This is a genomic window from Myxococcus virescens (assembly GCF_900101905.1).
Classification (GTDB): domain Bacteria; phylum Myxococcota; class Myxococcia; order Myxococcales; family Myxococcaceae; genus Myxococcus; species Myxococcus virescens.
In genome coordinates, this window is sequence record NZ_FNAJ01000006.1 from 139830 (window position 1) to 160189 (window position 20360).

Here is a 20360-nt window from a genome sequence, read left to right on the forward strand (position 1 = left end):
CTCGTTGGCGGGACATTTCCGGCGGAAAGATGCGGCGCCCGCCAAGGGCATGAAAGGGGTCCCCCTGCTCGGCCGCCACCGCCGAAGGGGCTCCGACTCCCAGGCCGCTTGCCGTGCGAAAGCGGTAGGCTTCCGCCACATGACGACCTCCCGCCTCGCGATGCTGTTCCTGGTGCCCATGCTGGCCACGGGCTGTGCCTCCACCGCTGGCGCCACCCGAACGGACGAGCCCGCGACGGAAGCGGCGGCCCCCGAGGCCACGCCCAGCGCGCCCAGCGCGCCCAGCGCGCCCTCCGGCTATGGCTACAGCAAGAACGACCCCATCCACGTGGGTGGAGGTGTCGACGGCGAACACGAATACCTCCAGCACCTGCGGGGACCGCAGGGGCAGAAGGTCCGCTACGAGCGGCACGGGAGCTGCTGCGCCTTCGAGTCGAAGGGCTCGCCGTTCGGCAGCGGCATGCTCGACGTGTACGTCGTCACCTACGACGGGCTGGAGGAGCCGGTGATGCTGTACCTCAACATGTATGACAGGAAGGACCCGCGCGCCCCCGAAGGCTTCCGCCTGGACTGACGCGCGCTAGGAGCAGTCCTCGGTGATGGGACCTGCGACCAGCGGGCCCGACATCCATTCCGACAGACACATCGGACCGCGTCTCGATGTCGCGCGGGTCCGCCGCCAGCACGGGGCTGACGCCGCTCATGCAGACCCGCAGGAATCCAGACACACGTGCGAGAGGCTTCACGGCCCTGAATTGTAGCAGGCACGCGTCTCCGCCGTTGACCGCTGCCAGTTCCGCACGGAGATTCCCCGCATGACGCTGAGAGCCATGACCGACGTAGGCGCCGAGCTGGGCCTGTCTCCCGAAGACGTGCTGCCGTGGGGAACCCACCGCGCCAAGGTGTCGCTGGACGCGCTCGGCAAGCGGGGCGGCCGGCAGGGACGCCTGGTGCTCGTGTCCGCCATCAACCCCACGCCACCGGGCGAAGGCAAGACCACCATGTCCGTGGCGCTGGCCATGGGCTTGCGCAAGCGGGGGCGCCGCGCGGTGGCGGCCCTGCGCGAGCCGTCACTGGGCCCTGTCTTCGGCGTGAAGGGCGGCGGCACCGGCGGCGGGCAGGCCAGCCTGGAGCCCGCGGCCGACATCAACCTGCACTTCACCGGTGACCTGCACGCCATCACCAGCGCCAACAACCTGCTGTCCGCGCTGGTGGACAACGCCGTCTTCTACGGCCAACCGGTGGCCCTGGATGCCACGCGCGTGCGCTGGCGGCGCGCGCTGGACATGAATGACCGCTTCCTGCGCAACGTCATCGTCGGTCTGGGCGGCAAGGCGCAGGGCGTGCCACGCGAGGACCACTTCGACATCACCGCCGCCAGCGAGGTCATGGCCATCCTCGCGCTCGCGGAGGGCCTGAAGGACCTGGAGGCGCGGCTGGGACGCGTCATCATCGGCCACACCCGGGACGGCCAGCCGGTGCGCGCGCGGGACGTGGACGCGGCGGCGTCCATGGTGGCGCTGCTCAAGGACGCGCTGATGCCCAACCTCGCCCAGACGCGCGAGGGCGGCCCCGCGCTGGTGCACGCGGGCCCCTTCGCCAACATCGCGCACGGGTGCAGCTCCGTGATGGGCACGCGCATGGGGCTGGCCTACGCGGATGAAGTCATCACGGAGGCGGGCTTCGGCTTCGACCTGGGCGCGGAGAAGTTCCTGGACATCAAGTGCCGCGGCAGCGGGCTGTGGCCCCGGGGCGTGGTGCTGGTGGTGACGCTGCGCGCGCTGAAGCACCACGGGGGCGCCGCCCCCGCGCGCGTGGCCGAGCCAGACCGCGAAGCCCTGGTTCGCGGCTTCGCGCACCTGGAGAAGCACCTGGAGTCGGTGGCCGCCTTCGGCCTGCCGGCCGTGCTGTGCGTCAACCGCTTCCCGCAGGACACCGAGTCCGAGCTGGAAGAGCTGCGCGCCTTCGGCAAGGCCCGTGGCGTGGAGACGGCCGTGTGTGACGGCTTCTCGCGGGGGGGTGACGGCTCGCTGGAGCTGGCCGACTGCGTGCTGGAGATGCTGGACGGCACGGACGCCGCGCCGCCCCAGCCGCGCTTCCTCTACGACGTGGCGCAGTCGCCCGAGGAGAAGGTGGCCGCCATCGCCCGCACCGTCTACGGCGCGGACGACGTGGCCTTCACCGCGAGCGCGAAGAAGGACCTGGACGCCGTGCGCGAGCTGGGCGGCGCCGGGCTGCCGGTGTGCATGGCGAAGACGCACCTATCGCTGTCGGATGACCCCACGAAGCTGGGACGGCCGCGCGGCTTCACGCTCACCGTGCGCGAGGTGCGGCTGTCCGCGGGCGCGGGCTTCATGGTGGCACTCACGGGAGAAATCCTCACCATGCCCGGCCTGCCACGCGAGCCCGCCGCCCGCCGCGTCACCGTCCACGACGACGGGCGCGTCACCGGGCTGATGCAGGGGGAGTGAGCCGAGCCCCAAGCCGGGGTGCCACCCAGGACGGTGGCACCCGCGCGGCCCCGAGGCGGCGTCAGACGCGGAAGCCGGTGGACAGCTCCTGGAGCTGTCCCAGCGACGCGTTGATTTGCGCCACCGCCTGTTCGGCCGTCATCGTGGCCGTCACCACGTCCGCCATCATGGAGGACAGCGTGGTCATCACCTCGGTCATCTGCGCGATGCCCGCGTTCTGTTGGGTGACGGAGGCCACAATCTGGCGCGCGGCCTGACTGCTCTCCTGCACCACGGTGGTGATTTCCTTCAGCGTGTTGGCCGAGGCGAGCACCTGCTCGATGCCCTCCTCCATCTTCTCGCTGTCGCCCTCGGCGATGCCCACCGTCTGGCGGATGGCCTGGTTGATTTCGAGCAGAATCTTGCCGATGCGCTGGGTGCTCTGCAGCGACTGGCCGCTGAGCGAGCGCATCTCCCGCGCCACCACCGCGAAGCCCCGGCCCTGCTCCCCGGCGCGCGCCGCTTCGATGGCCGCGTTGAGCGCGAGCACGTTGGACTGGTCCGCCAGGTCCTTCACGCTGCCGATGATTTCACCGGCGTGCACGGCCTGGTCGCTCAGGTGCCCGATGCTGCCCACCAGCGCGCCCACGCGCTGGCGAATCTGCTGGAGGCCCTCGGCGCTCTTCTCGATGGACTCCTGACCGGACGCGCTGAAGGCGTCCGCCTGTCCCGCCACGCGGAGCACCATCTCCGCGCGGCTGGAGGCCATGCTGGACGTCTGCGCGATTTCGGCGATGGTGGTGCTCGCCTCGGTGAGGCTGCGGGACTGGTTGGTGAGGAAGTTCACCTGCTCCTGGCTGGCCTGCGTCAGCGTCTTCGCCGCGGTCGTCAGGTCCGTCACCACCGTCTGGATGGTGGTGGGCACGTTGCGCAGCCGGGTCACCATGACCTGGAAGCCGCGCGCCAGCTCGCCCACCTCGTCGTGGGCGCTCACGTCGATGGCCTGCGTCAGGTCGCCCTTCTCCGCGATGCGCGTGGCCACGTGGGTCAGCTTCGCCAGCGGCAGCGTCACCTCGCGGTGCAGCCAGTAGGCCAGCCCCACCGTCAGCGCGATGCACAACAGCACCAGCACGCACACCGTCCAGGTGGTGGCGCGGTGCAGCCCGGCCACCTCCGCGTAGGAGGTCGCAATGGCCTGGCCATCCGCTTCCACGGCCCTCTCCAGCTCATGGGACAGCCCCGCGGCCAGGGACTCCACCCTCGCGAGCGCGGACGCCGCCTGCGCGTCCCCCTCCACCGCGAACGTCACCGCCGCCCTGGAGTTCCTCCAGTACGTGGCCAGGGACGACTTGAGTTCATCCACCCGCTGGAGGTTCGCGCCCGGTACGGCCCTCGTCAGGTCGAGCTTCGACTGGAGGTCGTCCACCTCCGCGCTCAGCGACTCCAACCCTCCCGCCTTCGCCGCCACCGCCGCCAGCACGTTGCGGTGCAGGCCCGGGAAGCGGTGCATCACCTCACGGTTCAGCTCGATGGTGGGAACCTGCGAGCTGCTGATGCGCGCGTACACGCCACCGGAGCGCGCGCCCAGGGCGATGAACGCCACCAGGATGGCCACCAGGAACACCGCGACAACGGCCGGCAACAACATCATCTTCTGCTTGAGCTTCAGACGCACCCGCTGGCCTCCCCGCTACCGTGAGCACCCTTCAACGCCCGCGACTCCCCGCCGCGCGCCGCGGCCAGAATCCGGCTGTGGAAGAGCCACCCCGTTTTCCAGGGCCCGCTGCGCCAGCACATGTCGCCATCCTTCCGTGAACTCCCGTGGGAGCCACAAACCCGCGCGGCCGGTGCTCACGCCGCGCGTCGTAGGATAGCCAACTGTCTGCGGGCTGGTAACTCTCACCACCCGTGTCATTCAGACGGACGCGGAGCGCCGTGAAAGACGGGTAGGACCCGACCCCACCTGCGGGAGATCGTTCCAACCCATCGCCCGGTTTCAGCGCGCGCTCCGGGTGGAGGGCAAGCCGTCGCTTCCCCGGTGGAGCCCCGTCTCAGCGCACGGAGCGATGGAGCGCGGGCGCAATCTCCTGCTGGCAGGTCGCGTCACATTCCGTGAAGCGGGTGAGGAAGTCCGCCATCTGCGCGCAGCGCTTCGGGAAGCGGCTGGTGCCCGCATCCCCCATGCACATCTCGCGGAAGGAGTCGCGCGTCTCCTGGAAGAGCGAGGCCCGCTGCGCGGGAGACAGCGCGTTCAGCGCCCGGTTCTCCCCGCCCTGGAGGTACAGCCAGACGCCGCCGAGCAACAGCAGCACCAGCCCCACCAGCACGGCCTTCCGAGTCCGCTTCTCGGCCAGCGAGGGGCCCCGGGCTCGGGAGAAGACGTTCTCCTCTTCACCGTCTTCGGGCGGTGGGCCGCCTGCCATCATCCCCATCAAGCGCATACGCCCCCTGTTCCAGCCCAAACCGGAGAGCAACGCCAGCACGGAGTGCAGCGGATGTGCGGCAACCGCCAACAGCCGGGCTGCCATGGCGCGTGCTCCCGCACGCTGCGCGGGAGTCTGACGGCGCGGCGGCGCGGATTGCTCCTAGGATGAAATCATGGACATCCGAGAGCGCCCCATGCGGGTGCTGGTGGTGGACGACGAGCGGAACATCCGCCACACCCTGCGCGTGTGCCTGGAGGGCTTCGGCTGTGAGGTCCGCGAGGCGGCTACCCCGGAGGCCGCGCTGGCCGCGCTGGCGCAAGGTCCCGCCGACCTGGCCTTCGTCGACCTGCGGCTCGGCACGGCCAGCGGAATGGAGCTGTTGCCGCGCCTCCTGGCCGAGTCGCCCCACCTGGACGTCGTGCTCATCACCGCCTACGCCACGTTCGACACGGCGGTGGAGGCGATGCGACGCGGGGCGCGGGACTATCTGCCCAAGCCCTTCACGCCCGCGCAGATTCGCCACGCGGTGGAGAAGGCGCGGCGGCACCAGGAGCTGGCATCGCAGTTGGAGAACCTGGAGGGGCAGCTTTCCCAGGCGGTGCCAGAGGCCACGTTGGAGACAGCCTCGCCCGCGATGCACGCGGCCATCGGGCTGTTGACGCGCGCGGCGGCGTCCGACGCGGCGGTGCTGCTGCGGGGGGAGAGTGGCACCGGCAAGGGGGTGCTCGCCCGCGCGCTGCATTCGATGAGCGCTCGGCGGCGCCGGCCTTTCGTCACCGTCAACTGTCCCACGCTGTCCGAGCAACTGCTGGCCAGCGAGCTGTTCGGCCACGTGCGCGGCGCGTTCACCGGCGCGGTGAAGGACCAGCCGGGACGCGTGGAGGCGGCGGAAGGGGGCACGCTGTTCCTGGATGAAATCGCGGAGATGAGCCCGGGGCTCCAGGCGCAGCTGCTGCGCTTCCTCCAGGAGAAGCAGTTCGAACGGCTGGGCGAGGGACGCACGCGCAAGGCGGACGTGCGGGTGGTGGCGGCGACGAATCGGGACCTGGAGAAGGACGTGGCCGAGGGGCGCTTCCGGGAGGACCTGCTCTACCGGCTGAACGTCATCGAGGTGAAGCTGCCGTCGCTGCGAGAGCGGCCGGAGGACCTGCTTTCGCTGGCCCGGCGCTTCGTCTCCTTCTTCGCTCGCGCGGCGCAGCGCCCACCGCCGGAGCTGTCGCCCGCGACGGAGAAGATGCTGCTGGCCTATGGGTGGCCGGGCAACGTGCGCGAGCTGCGGAATGCAATGGAGCGAGCGCTCATCGTCTGGCCCGCGGAGGTGCTGGAGCCACAGGCGTTCCCCGACCGCATCGCCGCGGCGGGGAGCCCGGTGATGACCCTGGGCGGGCCGCACACGCTGGAGGACATCGAGCGCGAGCACGTGCTGCGCGTCATGGCCTCGGCGCCCACGCTGGATGAGGCGGCGCGGGTGCTGGGCATCGACGCGTCCACGCTGTGGCGGAAGCGGAAGAAGTACGAGTCGGGCGAGGGCTGAAGGGCCCTGGATTCCCGCATCCACGTCAGCCGAGAACGCGCGAGCCAGGCACAGCGGCCGCACGCGTGCCGGGCCGGAGTTTCAGGGAAGCCGACCGGGCGGGGCTCCGCCGCGCGCCTGGAGCGGCGATTGCGGCGTCCTGTGCGCATGCGGAGCCTTGGAGGACACCGAACCGATTCCAAGGAGCGCAGACGTGGACGTGATTGACTTGTTGATTCAGCAGCACCGCGAGGTGGAAGCGCTGTTCGATGCCTGTCGCGCGGCGCAGGACGACGCGAGCAAGCGAGAGCTCGGCATCCAGCTCGCGGAGGCGCTCACGCTACACACCACGATTGAAGAACGCTGGGTGTACCCCGCTGCGCGCCGGGTGGTGGAGGACAAGCTGATTCAGGACTCCGTCGAGGAGCACGGGAAGATGACGGAGCTCATCGCCCAAATGATTCGCGCGCGCAACGACCCGCAGAAGCTGGTCTCCCTGTTCGGCGAGCTGGAGAAGGTGGTGAAGGAGCACGTGACGGTGGAGGAACGGGACGTGCTGCCCAAGCTCGGTCAGAAGGTCACCGAGGAGGACCTGGGCATGTCGTGCAAGGACATCGTCCGCACCGCCTCCGAGGTCCGCCGCGAGGAGATGCAGAAGCTCCAGGGCCAGGCGAACGCCTGAGGGCCTGTTTGGCACACACTGTGAGCTTGCACCTAGGGCAGCTAGCTGCCGACTTGCACTTGGCTAGCTGCCACCTAGCAACGGGCTTCACCTGCACTTGCGTCGAGTAATACCCCGTATTACACCGTTAGACGCGTGCAGCGCACGCAGTGCACTCTCTGCGGGGCGCAGCGGTGCGCGCATGACATCTCGAAGCGCCGTTCAGGAGGCGTCCCACGGGGCCCGTATGTCACCTTCCACCATCAATCCCGTGAAGGACGACGCTCCGGTGCGCGTCTCAGAGCCCGTGGCTGCCACGGAAGGCACCCTGGGGCAGGTCCAGCAACTAGCCAAGTTGATCACCGAGACGCTTCACGGGACGGGGACCCAGCCGCGATTCACGCTCCTTGGTCCCAATCATGAGGCGCTCCCTCTTCCCAAGGACGTTCTGACTTTGCTTCAGCAGCTCCTGGCCGTTTTGGCCTCAGGGGACGCTGTCTCCATCGTCCCAGTCCAGAAGGAGCTCACCACGCAGCAGGCCGCCAACCTGCTCAACGTGTCGCGCCAATACCTGGTGCAGCTCCTCGACGAGGGAAAGATTCCGTTCCACCGAACCGGTACCCATCGGCGCGTCAACACCCAGGACGTACTTGAGTACCGTGCCCGCAGAAAAGCGGAGCGCCGTGCGCAGCTAGCCGAAATGATTCAGGACACGCAGCTAGCTCGTGGCTATCCCGAGTTCGACGAGTAGCAAGCTGGTGGCTATCTTCAGTTCGATGCGGAGCGAGCTGACGCGCCACCGTTGACAGCCGCCGTCCAGAGAAGGGACGACTAGGGCGTGAACCCTGCTCCGTTCCCGGTCGTTCTCGATGCGAACGTCCTGATTCCGGTCTCTCTCTGCGACATGCTTCTCAACGTCGCCAACGAGGGCCTCATCCAGATCTACTGGACCGAGGAAATCCTAGATGAGGTGCGCCGCAATCTGGTCGAACAGCTCGGGCTCACCTCGGCTCAGGCTGAACGCCGAGTCTCGGCCATGCGCAGGCACTTTCCCGAAGCGCTGGTGTCCGGCTACGAGCGCCTCGTCCCGGCCATGACGAATCACCCCAAGGACCGGCATGTCCTTGCGGCGGCAGTGCACGTCGGAGCGCAGACCATCGTCACCAACAATCTGCGCGACTTCGGTTCTGAGCATTTACCCCGAGCCATGCAGGCGCAGGACGCGGACACCTTCCTGCAAAATCTCCTCAGTCAGTCCCCCGGCGTCATGCTGGAAGTGCTCCGCGCTCAGGCAGAGATGTTGAAGAACCCGCCCATTACCTTTCCTCGCCTGCTGAACGGATTGGCGAAGTCCGTGCCGAAGTTCATCAGCGAGGTGCGTGAACTCCTCCCGCCTCCGCCGCTCGAAGGCGCCTGAGATACGTCCTCACGCGCTCGCCGGCCCGGACGCCTCCCGCCGGGGCAGCGTGAACCAGAACGTGCTGCCCTGGCCGGGCGTGCTCACCACGCCAATCTCCCCGCCGTGTGCCTGGACGATGTCCTTCGCGATGGACAGCCCCAGCCCCGCGCCGCCCGAGGGCGCGCCGGGTGCCCGGTAGAACTTCTCGAAGATGCGCGCCTGTTGCTCCAAGGCAATCCCCGCCCCCGTGTCCCGCACCTCGAAGCGCACCCCGTGCGACTCCTGCCACACGTGCACCTCCACCTCGCCTCCCGGGGGCGTGTGCTTCACCGCGTTGCCCACCAGATTCCCCAGCACCAACCCCAGCCGCTCCGGGTCCGCGTCCACCGGCGCCACATCCAGCGACACCTGCTTCGACAACCGCACCCCGCGCTCCTCCGCCGCCGCGCGCTGTGCGTCCAGCGCCGCGTCCACCAACGCCTCCGCGGGCACCTGGCGAATCTCCAACTGGAGCTGCCCCGCCTGGATGCGCGACAGGTCCAGCAGGTCATCCACGATGCCCTGCAGCCGCTCGGAGTCCTCGCGAGCCGCGAACAACAGGTCCGCCTGCTTCTCCGTCACCGGCCCCACCACGCCCTCCGTCACCAGGTGCAGCGCCATGCGCAGCGACGTGAGCGGCGTGCGGAACTCGTGCGCCACCGTGGCCACCAGGTCGTTCTTCAGCTCGTCGAAGCGCCGCAGCCGCGTCACGTCCTGGAGAATCACCGTGGCCCCCACCACCTCCCCTGACTCGCCATGCACCGGACTTCCCCGAGCCAGCAGCCACCGGTCCCCGTCCGGGAGCGGCGCCCGCACCGCCTCTTCGTACCCGCGCGGCTGATACGTCCCTCGCCCCGTCAACACGTGCTCACGCACCCGCTCCAGCACCGCGCGCGCCTCCGGCACCACCCGCCCCAGCATGTCCCCGCCCGCTTCCAACGACAGCCGCAGCACGTCCTCCGCCGCGCGGTTGACGTTGAGCAGCCCTCCGTCCGCGCCGAACACCACCACCGGGTCCGGCAGGCTGTCGATGGCCGCCTGTGATGCCGCCTGCGCCTGGAGCAACTCTCCCAGGCTGCTGCGCCGGTACTGCTGAAGCGCCTCCGCCATGGCGTTGAAGTCCCGCCCCACCTGCGCGATTTCGTCTTGTCCCTCCACCACCGCGCGCGCCGCATAGTCGCCCTCGCCCAGGCGCCGCACCGCCTGCGACAGCACCGACACCGGACGGAGCGCCCGGTGCGTCAGCGACTGCGAGGCGAGCAACCCCACCACGAAGGCCACCATCACCGCCGCCACCATCACCGTGTTCACCCGCGCGCTCTGCCGCTGCAACGCCTCGCTCTTGCGCACCATGGCGTCCTGGTTCAGGTCCAGGATGGCCCGGGCCGCTCCGGTCACCTCCTGAAAGGCCGGCTCGAGAACACCGAAGTACGCCTCCCGCGCCCCCTCTGGTGACGACTGGGCGAGGAACCCGTCGTAGGCCGCCTGGTAACGCCGCCAGGCCGTGCGCAACTGAAGCGTCGCCGCATCCTCCGCGGGCTCGGTGACGTTGCCTTCCTGCACCCGCAACTGCGCCTCCAAGCGCGCGCGCTGCGCCGCCTGCTGCGTCAGCCCGCGCTGCCGCTCACCCGCGATGATGAAGAGCGCCCCACTGTCCATGCGCTCCAGCTGCGCCATCATCTCCTGCGCGGCCAGCACACTGCGGTAGTTGTCCTGAAGCACCCGAGGCCCAGAACGCCCCAGCTGGGACAACGTCACCACGGCCACCATGCCCACCAACAACAGCGCCAGGGCCAGGGGGGCCTGCGCCAACAACAGCCGGGCTCGCAGCGTCATGGGCGGCGTCCCTCCTCGCGCGGCTCGAAGGCCACCACGTGGATGTCGAAGCCCCGGCCTTCACGCACCAGTCGCATGTCCACCGCGCGCCCCAGCCGCTGCTTCCACCACGGCTGATGCGAACGGCCGACGATGATGTGGCCCACGCCGTGCGAGCGTGCGAAGTCCAGGATGCCCTCCACCGGGTCGCGAGCCCTCAGGCGCACCACCTCCGCGCCCAGCTCCTTCGCCTTCTCGATGTTCGTCAGCAGATGCCGCTGCGCCTCCGCGTCGATGAGGTGCGGCGCCTCGCGCGGCGTCTCCACGTACACGACGAACCAGTCCGTGTTCAGCCGGCCCGCCATCCGTGAGCCCCGGCGCAGCAGCGTCGCCGCGTGCCGGGGATAGCTGGACAGCGCCACCAGCACCCGGCCCCAGGCCGCGCTCCGCTGCGAACCGTCATCCCCCTCCCCCGGAAGCGGCCTCGCGGTGGCGCGGTCCAGGCTCTCCGCCACCTCACGCAGCGCCAGTTCGCGCAGCGTGGCCAGGTTCTCCTCCGTGAAGAAGCGCTCCAGCGCCCGCGGCACCTTGTCCTTCGCGTAGATCTTCCCCGTCCGGAGCCGCTCGTGCAGGTCCTCCACCGCCAGGTCCAGGTTCACCACCTGGTCGGCGGCCTTGAGGAAGCTGTCGGGCAGCGTCTCCCGCACCGTGACGCCGGTGGCGCGCTCCACCAAATCGTTGAGGCTCTCCAGGTGCTGGACGTTGAAGGCCCCGATGACGTTGATGCCCGCGTCCAGCAACGCCTGCACGTCCTGGTAGCGCTTGCGGTGGCGGCACACCGGAAGGTTGGTGTGCGCCAGCTCGTCCACCACCGCCACCTGGGGCTTGCGCGCGAGCACCGCGTCCAGGTCCATCTCTTCCACGGTGACGTCGCGGTAGGTGTACTGCTTGCGCGGCACCACCTCCAGTCCCTCCACCAGCGCCTGCGTGTCCGCGCGGTCATGCGACTCCACGAAGCCCAGCACCACGTCCACGCCGCGCCGCTTCAGCGCGTGTGCCTCCTCCAGCATCCGGTACGTCTTCCCCACTCCGGCCGCGAAGCCGATGTAGAGCTTGAGCCGGCCACGCCTGCCCCGCTCCACCAGCTCCAGGAAGTCCTCCGCGCGCGAGCGCCGCGTCATCGTCATCCTCTGCCCATCCGGTGGGACGCCGGGCGGAGGATGCCCTCGCGCCCGGTGAATCTCACGTGGTGAATGCGCGTGCCCCCACGCCGCTCAAGGTGCGCCCTGGCCCTGCGAGGCCCCGCCCCCCACGCCCGGCGCCGCGTCCGGAAGCGGCCCGAAGCGCCTGTCCAACGCGAGGTTCAACAGCAGGACGTTGACGCGCGGCTCGCCCAGCACGCCGAAGGTCCGCCCCTCCACCAGCGCGTCCACCACGTTCAGCACCCGCTCCAGCGCCACGCCGCGGGCCCGTGCCACCCGCGCCGCCTGCCAGCGCGCCGCCTCCGGCGACAGGTGAGGGTCCAACCCGGACGCGGACGTCGTCACCAGCTCGGCGGGAACGGGCCCCGCAGCATCCGGATTCTCCCGGCGCAGGCGCTCCAGCTCGGCCGCCGCGCGTTCCTTCAGCTTCAGCGACGTGGGCCCCAGGTTGCTGCCCGAGGACGCCGCGCCGTCGTAGCCCGCGCCAGCGGCGGAAGGACGCGGATGGAAGTACCCCGCCCGGGTGAAGCCCTGGCCGATGAGCGCGCTGCCCACCACGCGGCCCCGGCCGTCCTTCACCCACGAGCCGTTGGCCTCCCCCGGAAAGAGGAGCTGTGCCAGCCCGGTGACGGCCAGCGGATACAGCAAGCCCGTGAGCACCAGCGTGACGGCGCACGTGCGCAGGGCCGTGAGGAATGTGGAGAACATGGGGATAAGTCCTTTCACGCCAGACCCACGGCGCCGAGCAGCACGTCGATGACCTTGATGCCCACGAAGGGAACGATGACACCGCCCACGCCGTACAGCAGCAGGCTGCGCCGCAGCAGGGCCTCGGCGCCCAGCGGGCGGTAGCGGACACCCTTCAGCGCCAGGGGGATGAGCAGGATGATGATGAGCGCGTTGAAGATGACGGCCGACAACACCGCGCTGAACGGCGAGGACAACCCCATCACGTTGAGCGGCGCAATCTGCGGGAACACGCCCATGAAGAGCGCCGGGAGGATGGCGAAGTACTTCGCCACGTCGTTGGCGATGGAGAAGGTCGTCAACGTGCCGCGCGTCATCAGCAACTGCTTGCCCACCTCCACCACCTCCAGCAGCTTGGTGGGGTTGGAGTCCAGGTCCACCATGTTCCCGGCCTCCTTCGCCGCCTGGGTGCCGGTGTTCATCGCCACGCCCACGTCCGCCTGGGCCAGCGCGGGCGCGTCGTTGGTGCCGTCGCCCGTCATGGCCACCAGCTTGCCGCGGCCCTGCTCGGTGCGGATGAGGGCCAGCTTGGCCTCGGGGGTGGCCTCGGCCAGGAAGTCATCCACGCCCGCCTCGCGTGCAATGGCCGCCGCCGTGCGCGGGTTGTCGCCCGTAATCATCACCGTGCGGATGCCCATGGCGCGGAAGCGGTCGAAGCGCTCCTGGATGCCGCCCTTCACCACGTCCTTCAGGTGGATGATGCCCAGCAGCCGCGCACCGTCCGCCACCGCCAGCGGCGTCCCACCCGCGTCGCCGATGCGGCCCGACGCCTGCGCCAGCTCATCCGGCACCACGCCGCCCTGGGAACGGACGTACGTGACGATGGCGTCCACCGCGCCCTTGCGGATGCTGCGCGGGTGCGGGTCCACCAGGTCACAGCCGCTCATGCGCGTCTGCGCGGTGAAGGGCACGAAGGTGGCGTGGTGCGCCTGCAGTTCGCGCGGGCGCATCTTGTACGTGTCCTTCACCAGCGTGACGATGGAGCGCCCCTCGGGCGTCTCATCCGCGAGGCTGGCGAGCTGCGCGGCCTCGGCCAGCTCCTCCATCCGCACGCCCAGCATGGGGAGCAACTCCGTGGCCATGCGGTTGCCCAGGGTGATGGTCCCCGTCTTGTCGAGCAGCAGCGTGTCCACGTCACCCGCCGCCTCCACCGCGCGGCCACTCATGGCCAGCACGTTCTTGCGCAGCAGCCGGTCCATGCCCGCGATGCCAATGGCGCTCAGCAGGCCGCCAATCGTCGTGGGGATGAGGCACACCAGCAGCGCCACCACCGCCGTGCCCGACAACGGCACGCCCGAGTAGAGCGCCAGCGGCACCAGCGTCACGCACGCCAACAGGAAGATGAGGGTGAGCCCCACCAGCAGGATGTGGAGCGCCACCTCGTTGGGCGTCTTCTGCCGGGCCGCGCCTTCCACCAGGCCAATCATCCGGTCCAGGAAGGAGTCGCCGGGGTTGGCGGAGATGCGCACGCGGATGCGGTCGGAGAGCACCTTCGTTCCGCCCGTCACCGCCGAGCGGTCGCCACCCGACTCCCGGATGACGGGCGCGGACTCGCCGGTAATCGCGGACTCGTCCACGCTGGCGATTCCCTCCACCACCTCACCGTCACCTGGGATGAGGTCCCCGGCCTCGCAAATCACCTCGTCACCCTTGCGCAGGTCCGGCGCGGGCACGCGCTCCTCGCGCCCGTCCTTCCAGCGGCGCGCGGTGGTCTCCTTGCGCATCTTCCGCAGGGCGCCAGCCTGCGCCTTGCCGCGCCCCTCCGCCACGGCCTCCGCGAAGTTGGCGAAGAGCACGGTGAACCACAGCCACAGCGTCACCTGCACGGTGAAGCCCAGCGGCGCGGCATCCGGGCGCGGCGCCGCCACGTCCTTCACCACCAACACCGTGGTGAGCAGACTCCCGGCCCACACCACGAACATGACGGGGTTGCGCGCCACATCGCGCGGGTGGAGCTTGCGCAGACTGTCCACCAGCGCCGGTTTGAGCAGCGAGGCGTCCAGCAACGACGCCGGTTTCGAAGCAGGCGAGGACATCTCAGTAGCGCTTTCCGGCCCCGGCGAGGAAGTGCTCGACGATGGGGCTCAAGGAGAGGGCGGGGAAGAACGTGAGCGCGCCGACAATGACAATCACGCTCACCAGCAGACCGGTGAAGAGCGCGCCGTGCGTGGGGAAGGTGCCCGGGCCCGCTGGCACCACCTTCTTGCCCACCATGGAGCCGGCGATGGCCAGCGCGGGCACCATCATCAGGAAGCGTCCGCCGAGCATCGCCACGCCCAGGGTGATGTTCCAGAAGGGTGTGTTGGCGTTGAGGCCCGCGAAGGCGCTGCCGTTGTTCGCCGTGCCGCTGGTGTATGCGTAGAGGATTTCCGACAGGCCATGAGGCCCCGCGTTGTTGAGCGAGGACACGCCCTGCGGCAGCACGGCTGCCAGCCCGCTGAAGCCCAGCGTGAAGAGGGGGAAGACGAGCACGTACAACATTGCGAGCTTCATCTCCCGCGCCTCGATTTTCTTGCCGAGGTATTCGGGCGTGCGCCCCACCATCAGCCCGGCGATGAAGACGCTGAGCACCACCATGACGAGGATGCCGTAGAGGCCCGCGCCCACGCCGCCGAAGACGACCTCGCCCAACTGCATGTTGACCATGGGCACCAGGCCGCCCAGGGGCGTGAAGCTGTCGTGCATCGCGTTCACAGCGCCGCACGAGGCCGCGGTGGTGACAGCAGCGAAGAGCGCGGAGGCCGCGACGCCGTAGCGCACCTCCTTGCCCTCCATGTTTCCCGCCTGCGCCACCTGCCCCGCGGCGCTCAACGCCGGGTTGGCCTGGGCCTCCGCCGCGTACACCGCTGCCACGCCGACGAGGAAGAGGACGGACATCGCCGAGAGCAGGGCCCAGCCTTGCCGGGTGTCTCCCGCCATCTTCCCGTAGGTGTACGTGAGGGCCGCGGGGATGGCGAAGATGGACAGCAGCTGCACCAGGTTGGTGAAGGGCGTGGGGTTCTCGAAGGGGTGCGCGCTGTTGGCGTTGAAGAAGCCGCCGCCATTGGTGCCCAGTGTCTTGATGGCTTCCTGCGAGGCCACCGGTCCCTGCGCCAGCGTCTGACTCGCGCCCTCCAGCGTCACCCCCTGCGAATAGGGCGCGAAGTTCTGGAGCACGCCCTGCGACACCAGGAAGAGCGCGTAGACCAGGCACAACGGCAGCAACACGTAGAGGGTGGCGTTCATCACATCCACCCAGAAGTTGCCCAACGTCTTCTGTCCGTCCGGACCGGGCCGGCGGGTGAAGCCCCGCGCCAGCGCCAGCGCCACGCCGATTCCCGCGGCGGCGGAGACGAAGTTCTGCCACGCCAGCCCCACCATCTGCGTGAAGTAACTGAGCGTGGACTCACCGGCGTACGACTGCCAGTTGGTGTTGGCGGTGAAGCTGACGGCCGTGTTGAACGCCAGCTCCGGCCCCACCGCTCCCAGCCCTTGCGGGTTGAGCGGCAGCAGGTGCTGCACGCGCTGGAGGCCGTAGACGATGAGGACGCTGAAGAGGCTGAACGCCAGCAGCGAGCTCGCGTAGGCCACCCACGTCTGCTCGCGCCGGTCCGCCGCGCCGCACAGGCGCAGCAGCAGGCGCTCCACGGGCCCCAGCACGCGCGGCAGCGGACGAGGGTCCCCTTCGAGGACACGGAAGAGATAGGCCCCCAGCGGCTTCGTCACCGCCAGCACCAGGGCGAAGAACAATAGGATTTGCGACCAACCGATGAAGGACATGGCGGGGGCCTAGAAGCGCTCCGGGCGAAGCAGCGCGTAGATGAGGTAGGCACCGAGCAGCACGGCCAGGACGGCGCCAGCGGCGTATTCGAAAGTCATCGGGCAAGGCCTCACAGGCGCTCGCAGCCGTGGACGTAGGCCCACGCGAGCGCGAAGAAAGCGATGGTGACCAGAACGAGCACGAGGTCCATGAGATGGGGCTCCTGTTCAGAACCAGGCGACGGCGCTGAGCACCCCGAGCGTCTCGGCGTCCTCGAGCGTGGGCGCGCCATCCCCTCCCGTGGCGCGGCCGGTGAACACGTCTGCGGTGGAGGTGTCGCGGCGCGCCTCCATCTTGAGGACCAGGTGTTCTGCGGGCTTCAACTCCAGGGTGAGGGTGCCGCCCGCCAACGTCTGGACGGCCCCCGTGATGAGCCCGTCCTCGTCGCGATAGGCCTCCACCCGGGCGGCAACGGCCACGGCTTCGGAGAGTTGCATCCGCGCGTTGAAGCCCGCCGCGTACCACAAGGCCGCGGACTGTCCGGAACGCGCCTGCCGGCCCACGTCCGCCGTGGCGGCCAGCGCGAAGGCGTGCGTCACCTTCCAGGTGGCCACGGCGTCCACGAAGAGTCGCAGGCCACCGTCACCTTCTTCCCCCACGAAGGTGTTGAGGGCGGTGGATAGCTGCGAGCCCGCATAGGCCACCTGCGTGCCCAGCGCCTTGCCTCGGTTGTTCTCCCCAATCGTCTGCCAGCCATTGAGCAGGTGGAGCTGCGCGCTCCACGCGTCATCGAAGGCCCAGGTGCCCTTGAGGCCGGACTGGTAGTAGGGCGACAGCTCGCCCATCCACGAGCGCGTGTAGTTCCAGTTGAGCTGCGACTGGAACGACTCCAGACCGATGTGACTGGGATAGACGCCCGCCTCCAACGTGAGAGGTCCCGTCGCGTACGACACCGTGGCCTGCTGGAGATGGCGCCACACCTCGGGCCCGATGACCGGGCCTTCCGGCTCGGACTGGTGCAGCACTTCGATGCCGGTGCCGAAGCCCAGCAGCACCTTGAAGCCCACGGGCTCGGGCGCGAGCGACACGCCCAGCGATGCGAGGTTGATGGAGACCTCGTTGTCCCGCCGGGCGGTGGTGCCCGTGCCCGGGATGAAACTGGCACCGTCGGCGGGGCGATTGGCGTTGTAGCCGAAGTACACGTCCACCCCGCCTTCCACCTCCAGGCGAGACAGCAGGCCCGGGGCTTCGGCATCGGGAGACGGCTCCGGCGAAGGGGCCTGGGACAACAACAGGGAGGACACCAGGGATGGCAGTGGAGAAGCGAGCATGGTCGTGTCTCCCCAAGAGCACGCGCCGTGCCCGACCACGGCTCACGAGCCCCCTGTCATTCCAGGGGCTTGTGTCCCTGCCGCCATTCTCCAGGTTGCAACTTGCACGAACGGGCTCGGGCACATCGTGCGCGCTGAAATCCGCCGCCGCTTCCTGCCCCGCGAGGCCAGGGCCCGTCCTCACGTCGACGCAGGGAGAGCGGCACCCGCCCTGAATGACGGCTGTCCACCAACGCGGGACGAGCCGCGCCCACGCCGCGTGACGCCGGGTGCTTTCTTCCGCGCGCGTGCAAGCCCCTGAACGACGCAGTCCTCAGCCGTGGCTCATCCGAGTCACCCACTGGCTCAACGTACCGCTGCTGCTCATCATGGCGGCCAGCGGACTCCAGATACTCGTCGCCTATCCCATGCTCGGACCACAGGGCCGGCCCTACGGCTGGTATCCCTTCCAGGGCATCCCTCCGCCCGAATGGATGCGGCTGGGGAACTGGCTGGCCGGCGCCCGTCACTGGCACTTCGCCTTCGCGTGGTTCCTCACCCTCAACGGCGTGGCGTACGTGCTCTACCTCGCCCTCAGCGGAGAGTGGCGCCGCCGCCTCTTCCTGCCCCGCCGCGATACACGCAACGCCCTGGACACGCTCGCCTTCTACCTGCGCGTGCGAAAGCACGCGCCCGCGCAGGGTCTCTACAACGGCCTTCAGCGGCTGGCGTACACGGGCACGCTGGCGCTGGGGTTGCTCGCGGTGCTCTCCGGGCTGGTCCTCTACAAGCCCGTGCAGCTCGGCGTGCTCACTTCGCTGCTGGGTGGCTACGACGCGGCGCGCGCCCTCCACCTCGTCATCCTGGCGCTGCTCGCCCTCTTCACCGTGGGGCACATCGCCCTGGTGCTGCTCCACCCGCGAAGCCTGGCGGAGATGGTGACGGGCGGAAGGAAGCCGGATGCCTAGACACCTCCTCACGCGGCGCACGGCGCTGCTGGGCACCACCGCGCTCACCGCCAGCGCGTGTGACAGCAGCCGCCCTCGCGAGGGCTTCCTGGGCGTCATGGAGCGCTTCAACGCGCGCGCGCAGGCCGTGTTGTTCGATGAACGCCGGCTGGCGCCGGAGCTGCCACCCGAGGAGACGACGCCTCCAGGCAAGTTCCCCGAGTACTACGTCTCCGACACGGTGCCGCTCGCGCCCTCGGGATGGGCGCTCCGAGTGGGCGGGCTCGTGGCACGCCCCGCCGTGCTGACGCTGGACGCCCTCCAGCGCCTGCCTCGCACGGACCTGCGCATTCGCCACCACTGCGTGGAAGGCTGGAGCGCGGTGGCGTCCTGGCATGGCGTTCGCCTGAGCGAGCTGGCCCGGCACGTGGGCGCGGACACCCGCGCGGACTACGTGGAGCTGCGCTCGTTCGACGCGGGCTATTACTCGTCCTGGGACCGGCCCAGCGCCTTCCATCCGCAGACGATTCTGGCCTACGGAATGAACGGCCAGCCGCTGACGCCCGGCCACGGCGCGCCGCTGCGCCTCTATTCGGGCGTGAAGCTGGGCTACAAGATGGTGAAGTACCTCACCGAGGTGAACTTCCTGCCCGAGCCCACCGGAGGCTACTGGGAGGACCGCGGCTACGAGTGGTTCGCGGGCGTGTGAGGCCCCCTCAACTCGCCACGCGCCCACGACATCAACGACAGCCAGCGACGCCTGCGACGGGGCGTGTGTTCAGACGCACCGCCGCGCACGAGGCGGTGAAGCAAGGCTCAGACCTTGGTGCCGGCGAAGCCACCACCGAAGGGCGAGAAGCCCCGCTTGCGCAGCGCCTCGCGCTCGGCCTGGAGCGCGGCCAGCGCCTCGTCGCGGGTGGCGTAGTGATTGACGGCCGCGCCGTTGATGGCGCCGCTGGTGAGCACGAACATGCGCGTCATCTCGTCACCACCGAAGCGGTACGAGCGGTGCGTGTAGCGCTCCAGCACCTCGCGCCGCTCCTTGCCGAAGACGCGGCCGGCGGTGAACTTCACCACCAGCCCGTCCAGGTTGATGAGGAGGTCCACCTTGGGTGGGTACTTGGAAAGGTGCTCCTCCACTTCCTTCCGCCAGCGAAGGACGTCCGCCTCACTCACCAACACACAGTCGGTGAAGTAGGCGGTGACGACGTCGTTCAGCGCGTCGTACTCGAAGGACATGCTCCAGGCCATCGTGCTGCCTCCTCGAAGCGGGCGCTCAGGCCGGCAGGGAGCCGGCGAGGAAGGCGGACACCAGCGCCGCCGTCTCCGCCGGGCGCTCCACCTGTGGGTAGTGACCGGGGCCGGGAAGGTACGACAGGCGCGCGCCGCGAATCCTCGCTACCACCGCCTCCCGCAGGAAGGCCGCCGGCAGGAAGGCGTCGTCCGTGGCCAACACCAGCGTGGGCGCCGTAATCGAGGCCAGCTTGTCGGCGAAGCCACCCGCCGTCCACGCGTCGAAGACGTGCTCGATGGCCGCCGGGCTGATGCCCATCGAGTCCTTCACCAGCGCCTCCAGGGCCTCCGGCGACAGCTGCTTGCACGCGAGGCCGAGGATGGTCTGCTTCTTCTCGCGGCTGTCCGCCGACGTGCGGAACAGCCCCGCCGCATCCGGAGGCAGCGGAAGACCCGCGGCGGGCACCGTGTTGAGGAGCACCAGCCCCTCCACGCGCGCCGGCACTTCCGCGGCCACCCACTTCACCAACTGGCCGCCCATGCTGTGCCCCACCAGCGTGAAGCGCCGCGCGTCCACGGCGTCCGCCACGGCCAGCACGTCGTGCGCCAGCGACTCCAGGCTGAAGCCTCCGTCCGGCCGGCCCGACTGACCCGAGCCCCGCATGTCCGGAATCACCAGCCGCAGCCCCATCAGGTCCAGGCGCTCCACCAGCGCATCCCAGACCGCGCCTGATACCATCCAACCGTGGACCAGGATGACCGTGCGCGGACCCTCACCCACGACACGGTAGTGGAGCGAAGTCCCGTCTTTCGCTGAAGTCGTGGGCATTCCGTCTCTCCGTTGCAACGAGATAAAACAGGATTGTAGAAATCTACAGA

At 69.4% G+C, this 20360-nt stretch carries 19 protein-coding genes; 8 read left to right on the top strand and 11 right to left on the bottom strand.

Annotation, left to right across the window (positions count from 1 at the left end):
- Positions 1-139 precede the first annotated feature (139 nt).
- Together BLU09_RS39425 and BLU09_RS19190 are read left to right on the top strand one after the other, a co-directional pair.
- Positions 140-574: a hypothetical protein gene (locus BLU09_RS39425; protein ID WP_244171848.1), complete on the top strand. Its 435-nt coding sequence runs from the start codon at positions 140-142 to the stop codon at positions 572-574.
- A gap of 241 nt (positions 575-815) precedes the next feature.
- On the top strand, positions 816-2471 hold the full coding sequence (locus BLU09_RS19190) for a formate--tetrahydrofolate ligase (protein ID WP_090491000.1): 1656 nt from the start codon (positions 816-818) through the stop codon (positions 2469-2471).
- A gap of 61 nt (positions 2472-2532) precedes the next feature.
- On the opposite strand, the gene BLU09_RS19195 is transcribed toward BLU09_RS19190, so the two are convergent.
- Both BLU09_RS19195 and BLU09_RS19200 read right to left on the bottom strand, forming a co-directional pair.
- Positions 2533-4125 (bottom strand): methyl-accepting chemotaxis protein, encoded by a 1593-nt coding sequence (locus BLU09_RS19195; RefSeq protein ID WP_090491001.1) that lies wholly within the window; start codon positions 4123-4125, stop codon positions 2533-2535.
- A gap of 376 nt (positions 4126-4501) precedes the next feature.
- On the bottom strand, positions 4502-4978 hold the full coding sequence (locus BLU09_RS19200; protein WP_244171849.1) for a hypothetical protein: 477 nt from the start codon (positions 4976-4978) through the stop codon (positions 4502-4504).
- 70 nt (positions 4979-5048) lie between these two features.
- On the opposite strand from BLU09_RS19200, the gene BLU09_RS19205 reads away from it, so the two are divergent.
- The 4 genes from BLU09_RS19205 (at position 5049) to BLU09_RS19220 (ending at position 8467) form a co-directional block, all read left to right on the top strand.
- Positions 5049-6410 (top strand): sigma-54-dependent transcriptional regulator, encoded by a 1362-nt coding sequence (locus BLU09_RS19205; protein ID WP_090491003.1) that lies wholly within the window; start codon positions 5049-5051, stop codon positions 6408-6410.
- 193 nt (positions 6411-6603) lie between these two features.
- The gene (locus tag BLU09_RS19210; RefSeq protein WP_090491004.1) at positions 6604-7071 is read left to right on the top strand and encodes a hemerythrin domain-containing protein; all 468 of its coding nucleotides are present in this window, start codon (positions 6604-6606) and stop codon (positions 7069-7071) included.
- A gap of 226 nt (positions 7072-7297) precedes the next feature.
- A complete protein-coding gene (locus BLU09_RS19215; RefSeq protein WP_244171850.1) occupies positions 7298-7801 on the top strand; it encodes a helix-turn-helix domain-containing protein in 504 nt (167 codons plus the stop codon).
- 87 nt (positions 7802-7888) lie between these two features.
- Positions 7889-8467: a PIN domain-containing protein gene (locus tag BLU09_RS19220; protein WP_143043151.1), complete on the top strand. Its 579-nt coding sequence runs from the start codon at positions 7889-7891 to the stop codon at positions 8465-8467.
- 9 nt (positions 8468-8476) lie between these two features.
- Here BLU09_RS19220 and BLU09_RS19225 read toward each other — a convergent pair whose 3' ends face one another.
- The 7 genes from BLU09_RS19225 to BLU09_RS19255 form a co-directional block, all read right to left on the bottom strand.
- Positions 8477-10324, bottom strand: coding sequence for a HAMP domain-containing sensor histidine kinase (locus tag BLU09_RS19225; protein ID WP_090491006.1), 1848 nt, complete (start codon positions 10322-10324; stop codon positions 8477-8479).
- Positions 10321-11490 (bottom strand): sensor protein KdpD, encoded by a 1170-nt coding sequence (locus tag BLU09_RS19230; RefSeq protein WP_090491007.1) that lies wholly within the window; start codon positions 11488-11490, stop codon positions 10321-10323. Before BLU09_RS19230 ends, BLU09_RS19225 begins: the two co-directional genes overlap by 4 nt.
- 87 nt (positions 11491-11577) lie before the next feature.
- On the bottom strand, positions 11578-12213 hold the full coding sequence (gene kdpC, locus BLU09_RS19235) for a potassium-transporting ATPase subunit KdpC (RefSeq protein ID WP_090491008.1): 636 nt from the start codon (positions 12211-12213) through the stop codon (positions 11578-11580).
- Positions 12214-12227: 14 nt separating this feature from the next.
- Positions 12228-14288 (bottom strand): potassium-transporting ATPase subunit KdpB, encoded by a 2061-nt coding sequence (kdpB, locus tag BLU09_RS19240; protein WP_090491009.1) that lies wholly within the window; start codon positions 14286-14288, stop codon positions 12228-12230.
- 1 nt (position 14289) lies between these two features.
- A complete protein-coding gene (kdpA, locus tag BLU09_RS19245; RefSeq protein WP_090491010.1) occupies positions 14290-16011 on the bottom strand; it encodes a potassium-transporting ATPase subunit KdpA in 1722 nt (573 codons plus the stop codon).
- A 9-nt stretch (positions 16012-16020) separates the two neighbouring features.
- The gene (kdpF, locus tag BLU09_RS19250) at positions 16021-16110 is read right to left on the bottom strand and encodes a K(+)-transporting ATPase subunit F (RefSeq protein ID WP_044890200.1); all 90 of its coding nucleotides are present in this window, start codon (positions 16108-16110) and stop codon (positions 16021-16023) included.
- A 108-nt stretch (positions 16111-16218) separates the two neighbouring features.
- The gene (locus tag BLU09_RS19255) at positions 16219-17322 is read right to left on the bottom strand and encodes an outer membrane beta-barrel protein (protein ID WP_090491011.1); all 1104 of its coding nucleotides are present in this window, start codon (positions 17320-17322) and stop codon (positions 16219-16221) included.
- A gap of 287 nt (positions 17323-17609) precedes the next feature.
- Between BLU09_RS19255 and BLU09_RS19260 the strand changes: the two genes are divergently transcribed.
- Together BLU09_RS19260 and BLU09_RS19265 are read left to right on the top strand one after the other, a co-directional pair.
- Positions 17610-18269 carry a cytochrome b/b6 domain-containing protein gene (locus tag BLU09_RS19260; protein ID WP_261770650.1) on the top strand — a complete coding sequence of 220 codons (660 nt, stop codon included), beginning with the start codon at positions 17610-17612 and terminating at the stop codon, positions 18267-18269.
- Positions 18262-18957, top strand: coding sequence for a molybdopterin-dependent oxidoreductase (locus BLU09_RS19265; RefSeq protein ID WP_090491013.1), 696 nt, complete (start codon positions 18262-18264; stop codon positions 18955-18957). The genes BLU09_RS19260 and BLU09_RS19265 overlap by 8 nt, the downstream gene beginning before the upstream one ends.
- 107 nt (positions 18958-19064) lie before the next feature.
- On the opposite strand, the gene BLU09_RS19270 is transcribed toward BLU09_RS19265, so the two are convergent.
- On the bottom strand, positions 19065-19499 hold the full coding sequence (locus BLU09_RS19270) for a hypothetical protein (RefSeq protein ID WP_090491014.1): 435 nt from the start codon (positions 19497-19499) through the stop codon (positions 19065-19067).
- A gap of 25 nt (positions 19500-19524) precedes the next feature.
- Positions 19525-20310, bottom strand: coding sequence for an alpha/beta fold hydrolase (locus BLU09_RS19275; protein WP_090491015.1), 786 nt, complete (start codon positions 20308-20310; stop codon positions 19525-19527).
- Positions 20311-20360: the final 50 nt, after the last annotated feature.